A 6,118-nucleotide genomic window follows, 5' to 3' on the forward strand; every position below is an offset into this window, starting at 1 on the left:
GTCGGTGGGCCGTGTGGAGGCCCCGGCCGGACCACGGCGGTACGGGCGGGGGACGGTGGTGCGCCGCACCGTCCGCTGCGCCCGGGCCGCCGGGCCGGCCGGGAGATCGCGATCGCCCACATCGAAGGCGGTAGCCCGGGTCAGGAGCAGGCGGAGGCGAGCTGCTGCGACGACTGCTGGGCCTTCTGGCCGAACTCGACGAGCTTGGTCGCCGCGTTCGGGTCCGACAGGTCGAGCTTGAAGGAGCCCCACGAGTCGGCCATGCCGGCGAGGGCCACCTTCAGGTCGCCGTCGGCCTTGCCGGACAGGTCCTTGAACTGCGTGGCCAGCTTGCCGGTCGCGGTGTTGAACCCCTCGACGTCGGCGGCCGCACCGGCGACCTTGGAGCTGTAACCGGTGAGCGCCTCGACGGCCTCCTTGCAGACCGTGGCCTTGCCGCTGCCGCAGGCGGCGGTCAGGCCGAGAAGGGCGGACACCGCGACGACGGCGAGGCTGTTCCTGAGGATGTTCATGATGCCTTCCTGAGTGATCTCTGACGCCTCAGACACTAGGAATCGCCTCTTTCACAGTGCTTTCAGGCCGCTTGCACCCGTGCGGCTGATCATCCTTGGCCCGGTTGCTCCTCGTCGTATGCTTGCGGCCATGACGCGACGGCTTGCGGAGGTTGCGAAGAAGGTCGGGGTCAGCGAGGCCACGGTGAGTCGCGTCCTCAACGGCAAGGCCGGGGTCTCCGAGGCCACCCGGGAGGCCGTTCTCACGGCTCTCGACGTGCTCGGTTACGAGCGGCCCACCCAGCTGCGCGGCGAGCGCGCCCGGCTGGTCGGGCTCGTCCTGCCCGAGCTGCAAAACCCCATCTTCCCGGCGTTCGCCGAGGTGGTGGGCGGGGCGCTGGCCCAGCAGGGGTTCACTCCCGTGCTGTGCACGCGTACGGTCGGCGGGATCTCCGAGGCCGACTACGTGGACCTGCTGTTGCAGCAGCAGGTGTCCGGCGTGGTGTTCGCCGGGGGGCTCTACACGCAGACCGGCGTCGTCCACGAGCACTACGTGCGGCTGGTCGAGCGGCGGCTGCCCACCGTGCTGGTCAACGCGGCCGCCGATCACTGGGACTTTCCCCGCGTCTCGTGCGACGACACGATCGCGGTGGAGCAGGCGCTCGGCCACCTGCGCGCGCTCGGTCACCAGCGGATCGGTCTCGTCGTCGGTCCCGCCGACCACATGCCGTCCGTACGGAAGCTGGAGGCGTTCCGCGCGGCGGGCGGTGAGCTGGTCGAGCACACCATGCACTCGCTGGAGGGCGGCCACGCGGCGGCGCTGAAGCTCGTGCGGCAGGACGTCACCGGCATCATCTGCGGCAGCGACCCGCTGGCCCTCGGGGCGATCCGCGCGGCGCGCCGGGCCGGTCGGCGGGTGCCCCAGGACGTGTCCGTCGTCGGGTACGACGACTCCGCGCTCATGACCTGCGTGGATCCGCCGCTGACCACGGTGCGCCAGCCGATCGAGGCGATGGGCAGAGCCGCGGTGGAGTTGCTGGTCAGCCAGATCGAGGGCGCCGCCGTCGCGACGGGCGAGCTGCTGTTCGAGCCGGAGCTGGTCGTGCGTTCCTCCACCGGCCGCGTCGGCGTCCCCGTCACCTGAGCACGTCATGCTGTGTGCGGAGCCCGGAGGAGGAGGCGTCCACTCCTCCTCCGGGCGTCCCGTTCCGGGTTACGAGGCGTACGCCTCGAACTCGGAGATCTGCGCGGCCGGCCAGCCGGTGTTACCGGTGACGATCAGCCGCAGGTAGCGCCGGGCGCCGGCGGGCACGGTGACCGTGACCCTGTTGCCGGTGGCCGGGTCGAACGTGCGGCCCGCCGAGGCGGACAACGTGGTGTAGTTCGTGCCGTCGGTGCTGCCGAGGACCGCCAGGGTCTGGGTGCGGGTGGCCCATGCGGCGCTCGGCGGCAGCTTGAGCACCACCCTGCCGACCGTGACGGGCGCGCCGAGATCGACGGTCAGGGTCTGGGGGAAGGCGTTGCCGGCCGACTCCCAGTAGGTCGAGGCGTTTGCGTCGGCGGCGTTGCCCGCGACGTACACGTCGGCGTGACTGCTCGCACTGATCGCCTTGCCTGCGGCGAGGTTCCCCGTGGGGAGCGGACTGGGGGAGGCACTGGGGGAGGCACTGGGCGACGGTGACGGGCTCGGGGTGCCTGCGGTGCCGTACACCTCGAAGGCCGACACCTGCCCGGCCGGCCAGCCGGTGTTGCCGGTGACCGTCACCCGGACATGGCGGACGTCGGCGCCGCTCAGCGGGATGGTCACCGTGTTCCCGGTGGCCGGGTCGAAGGTGCGGCCCGCCGAGGCGGACAAGGTGGTGTAGTTCGTGCCGTCGGTGCTGCCGAGGACCGCCAGTGTCTGGGTGCGGGTGGCCCAGGCGGCGCTCGGCGGAAGCTTGAGCACCACGCGCTGGACCGGCGTCACCGCGCACAGGTCCACCGTGATCGACTGCGGGAAGGCGTTGTTCGCCGACTCCCAGTAGGTGCCCGCGTCGCCGTCGATCGCGTTGGCGGCGACGTACGACTGGGTGCTGCTCGTCGCCGTGACCGCCTTGCCCCGGGCGAGGTCGCCGCTGCCGGGAGCGCACGCCGTCGGGCCGGACGACGGAGAGGGGCTGGGCGAGGTGGACGGCGACGGGCTCGGGCTCGGGCCGCCGCTCTCGTAGATGTAGTTCGGCGCGGGCCACTGGCCGGTGCAGACGGTGGAACCCAGGCTCCAGCCGGAGTTGCCGCTGCCGTACGTGGGGGCGAACCCGGTGCCGACGCAGTTGTGGATGGCGACGCCCGCGCCGATGTGGGCCGCCCTGACGTTGGTGAAGGTCGCCTTCGCCGCCGCCTGCGCCTGGATCATGTACGTCCCGGTGCCGTCGACGTTCACGTCCGAGAAGTCGACGGTCTCGGTGCTGCCCTCGATGAACTGGATGGCCTCGTAGGAGCTGTCGACGATGTCGGTGTCGGTCACGTTGATCGTCGCGTTGACCGGTTCGTTGAGGCCGTCGAACCAGATCGCGCCGACGCCGAAGTTCCAGTTGTAGTCGCTGTTGCCGGCCCGGATGAGCGTGTTGCGGGCGACGGTGATCGTGCCGGCCACCGCCGTGCCCTGGCCGGAGTTCACCCCCGGATAGCGGTTGGCGACGTGGATGCCGCCGCCGTTGGTGACCGTGTCGCTCACCACGTTGTCGGTGATCTTTATGTCCCGGCCGCCGTACGTCACGATGTTGTTGGCCAGGACCGGCGCCACCACGGTGTTGAACGTGAACGCGTTGTTCACGTTGGCCATCCGGTCGGGCCACATCGCCAGGCCGTCGTCGCCGCTGTTGCGGACGAAGGTGTTGGTCACCGTGGAGTTCGTCACGCCGGTGTGGAAGTTCACGCCGTCGGCCGTCTGGTCGAGGATGCGGCTGTTCCTCAACGTGAAGCCGTCCATCGGGCCGTCCATCCAGGCGCCCACCTTGGTGTGCTGGATCCACAGGTTGTCGACCACCGAGTTGGTCATCGCGCCGCCGATGGCGTTGACCTGGTCGTCGTCCACCCGCTCGGTGATGTCCCCGATGATCGCGAAGTCCCGCAGGGTGACGCCCCGGCTCGGGCCGCCGGCCTCGTGCGGTCTGATCCCGCCGGTGTACCCGCCGCCGCTGACGTACTTTCCGTAGACGCCGACGGCGCGGTTGCGCTGGGTGGGGTGGCGGCCGGTGAGCACGCTGTACCAGGGCCCGGCCCCGCGCAGCGTCACGCCGTCCACGACCACGTGGTCCCACAGCGTGTAGGTGCCGGACGGGATGTACACCTCCTTGCCCTGGGCCCGGCCGGCGTCGACGGCGGCCTGGAAGGCGGCGGTGGAGTCGCTCGTGCCGTTGCGGTCGGCGCCGAAGTCGTCGACCGACAGCGACCCGGCGGGCCGGGGGATCGCGTCGGGCACGAGCTCGAAGTCGGCGAGGTCCACGACGAACCAGGGCGCGGCCGTGGTGGAGGCCACCTGGATCCTGACCTTCGTCCCCGCCGCCAGGGTGGACCCGAACATGGTCCGGGTCTCGTCGTAGAAGTGGTGCGGCTTGTCGCCGGGCGTGTTGCCGAACGGGTAGCCGCCGTAGAACCAGCCGTACCGGGAGGTGAACTGCAGGTCCTTGAGCTTGGTGCCGTTGATCCTCAGGTCGACCGGTGCCGTGATGCCCGTTCCCGCCGCGTTGTCCGGCACGCTGTAGCGCACGGTCATCGCGTTGGCGGGCTTGGGCAGGGTGAACTCGACGTACTCTCCCGGTGCGTCGAGGCGTACGGCCCGGCGGCCCGAGGCCTCGGACGGCAGGCGGGTGTAGACGCGGTCCGGGCCGATCCGCTCGCCGTTGGTCACGGCGGCCTCGGCCTCGATCTCCGTGAACGGCACCGTCGCGCCCCTCCCCGCCACGGAGAACGGTGACGGTGACGTCGCGGCCGACGACGTGCCGGGGAACGCCACCACGCCGCCCACGGCGATCAGCGCCCCCGCCACCGCGACGGCGGCTCCGGATCTTCTCATGAGGATCCTTTCTGCATGCGAGATCCGGGAGATGCGGCGTGGACGCTGGAACCGCCACACCTCCGAAGAAGGTGAGTGGCCACACGATAAGTTGGCGGACATCCTTCTGCAATATTTCGACGAGAAGTCGCAAGATAACCCGCACGTTACGTCGGTGCGCACACGCAGGTGACTGGGGAGGGAGAGTCCCCCGGAACCACGGACAGGAGCGAAAGATACCGACAGGTCTCATACGCAAGCGGATGAAAGCACTTGCGCTCGCTGTCGTATAGTTGCGTCCATGACACGACGGCTTGCGGAAGTAGCCAAGAAGGTGGGCGTGAGCGAGGCGACCGTGAGCCGCGTGCTCAACGGCAAGCCGGGGGTCTCCGACGCCACCAGAGAGGCCGTGCTCACCGCGCTCGACGTGCTGGGATACGAGCGGCCCACCCAGTTGCGCGGTGACCGCGGGCGCCTCGTCGGCCTGGTCCTCCCCGAGCTGCAGAACCCGATCTTCCCGGCGTTCGCCGAGGTCGTAGGGGGCGCGCTGGCGCAGCAGGGGTTCACGTCCGTGCTGTGCACCCGGACCGTGGGCGGCGTCTCCGAGTCCGACTACGTGGACCTGCTCCTCCAGCAGCACGTGTCCGGCATGGTCTTCGCCGGCGGCCTGTACGCCCAGGGGGACGCCTCCCACAGCCACTACCGCAGGGTCCTCGATCGCAAGCTGCCGACCGTGCTCGTCAACGCGGCGGTCGAGTATCTCGGGTTCCCGCAGGTCTCGTGCGACGACGTGGCCGCGGCGGAGATCGCGCTCGCCCACCTCATGGCGCTCGGGCACCGTCACGTCGCGATGCTGCTCGGCCCGCCCGACCACGTGCCGTCCCAGCGCAAGCTCGCCGCCTTTCGCGCGTACGCCGCCGCCAACGGCCTCGAACTGGAGCCCGATCACGTCGAGCACACGATGTTCTCGCTGGAAGGCGGGCATGCCGCCGCCACACGCATGATCGCCAGAGGGGTGACCGGCATCATCTGCGCCAGCGACGTCCTCGCCCTCGGCGCCATCAGGGCGGCGCGCCGGGCCGGGCTGTCGGTGCCGGAGGACGTCTCCGTCATCGGATACGACGACTCCGCCCTGATGAACTGCGTGGACCCGCCCCTGACCACGGTCCGCCAGCCCATCGACGCGATGGGCAGGGCCGCCGTCGAACTGCTGGTGGCCCAGATCGACGCCGCCGTGGTCCCCGGCGACGAGCTGCTGTTCGAGCCCGAACTGGTGGTCCGCGCCTCCACCGCCCCCGCCCCCGCCCCCAGCCACACCCGGGCCGCCAACTAACGGAAACCATGAGCGGCCGGTCACGGACCGGATTCTCGTGGGCGGAGTCGGTCACTGACGGGAACATGGGCGCCGGTCACTGCCACGGTGCTTGGCCAAGTCGGTCACTGCGCCGGAAGGAACCTCCGGTCCTCGCGAAGTCCGCTCCGCTGGACACAACGCTTCGGTCCGCGCTTCCTTCCGCTCCGCTCCCTCCAGCCTGGGTGAACCTGTGCGGACAACGCTGTAACGAGGATTTCCGCCTCGTCGAACTGCGCGCGG

At 70.3% G+C, this 6,118-nt stretch carries 4 protein-coding genes; 2 read left to right on the top strand and 2 right to left on the bottom strand.

All coding sequences use genetic code 11. From position 1 onward, the window contains the following. Positions 1 to 140: 140 nt before the first annotated feature. Positions 141 to 512 (bottom strand): DUF8711 family protein, encoded by a 372-nt coding sequence (locus AAH991_RS39685; RefSeq protein ID WP_346231116.1) that lies wholly within the window; start codon positions 510 to 512, stop codon positions 141 to 143. A 130-nt stretch (positions 513 to 642) separates the two neighbouring features. Here AAH991_RS39685 and AAH991_RS39690 point away from each other — a divergent pair, with 130 nt between their 5' ends. Next, positions 643 to 1,635: a LacI family DNA-binding transcriptional regulator gene (locus tag AAH991_RS39690; RefSeq protein WP_346231117.1), complete on the top strand. Its 993-nt coding sequence runs from the start codon at positions 643 to 645 to the stop codon at positions 1,633 to 1,635. A gap of 69 nt (positions 1,636 to 1,704) precedes the next feature. On the opposite strand, the gene AAH991_RS39695 is transcribed toward AAH991_RS39690, so the two are convergent. After that, entirely contained in the window at positions 1,705 to 4,545 is a 2,841-nt protein-coding gene (locus AAH991_RS39695) for a discoidin domain-containing protein (protein ID WP_346231118.1), read from the bottom strand. Between the two features lie 280 nt (positions 4,546 to 4,825). Between AAH991_RS39695 and AAH991_RS39700 the strand changes: the two genes are divergently transcribed. After that, complete coding sequence (locus AAH991_RS39700; protein ID WP_346231119.1) at positions 4,826 to 5,857, top strand: LacI family DNA-binding transcriptional regulator; 1,032 nt, start codon at positions 4,826 to 4,828, stop codon at positions 5,855 to 5,857. The last annotated feature ends 261 nt before the right edge of the window (positions 5,858 to 6,118 follow it).

The organism is Microbispora sp. ZYX-F-249 (assembly GCF_039649665.1).
Taxonomy (GTDB): Bacteria; Actinomycetota; Actinomycetes; order Streptosporangiales; family Streptosporangiaceae; genus Microbispora; species Microbispora maris.